The sequence below is a fragment of the Vibrio sp. OPT46 genome (assembly GCF_015163535.1).
Taxonomy (GTDB): Bacteria; Pseudomonadota; Gammaproteobacteria; order Enterobacterales; family Vibrionaceae; genus Vibrio; species Vibrio alginolyticus.
The window spans coordinates 1-552 of record NZ_JADDYG010000189.1; the positions used below are offsets into that span (position 1 = coordinate 1).

General features: G+C 41.8%; 1 pseudogene. It reads right to left on the reverse strand.

The annotated features are described in order from the left end of the window. A pseudogene (locus tag IQR33_RS08695) lies at positions 1 to 552 on the reverse strand (cadherin repeat domain-containing protein); the annotation flags it as partial.

Here is a 552-nt window from a genome sequence, read left to right on the forward strand (position 1 = left end):
AGGTGCTACTAACTCATACTCTACCTTTTCCATCTTCGAGTCATCAATTATTAAGAACCGAGTCATACGAATCGTGCTGCCGCTGGTGCAGTATCCTGAGTCATCGTAGTCAATTGCTTCAAAAGGCTTGAGATCATCTTCGAACAGTTCTGATGTACATCCATCAAATCGAGCCACATGTACCCACGCAGCTTTTATTAGAGTTGGGTCATCGTTACCCACCGGCTTAAATATAAGCTTCGCAACCTTACCTTTGCCGTATAATTTCAATTCTTCGTCCGTTGGCTCACGCACTGAACGAACGTTCATCAAACCAAACTCACTTTCTTCTAAATTGGAAAATTCAAGCTTATTCAGAGTACTAATCAACACCGTTTGTTCTTTCTCAAACAATTCATATTGATCCGCAACACCTTTGTCAGCGAAGCTTATAAAAACCTGAACATTCTTACTTTCCAGCTCTTCGTAATCTCGAGATTCTCCTTCCGAAACGTCGAGAGAAATCCAACGTCTTTTTACTGGTGGGAGGTCAAGTAACGTCAGCTCTTCCTT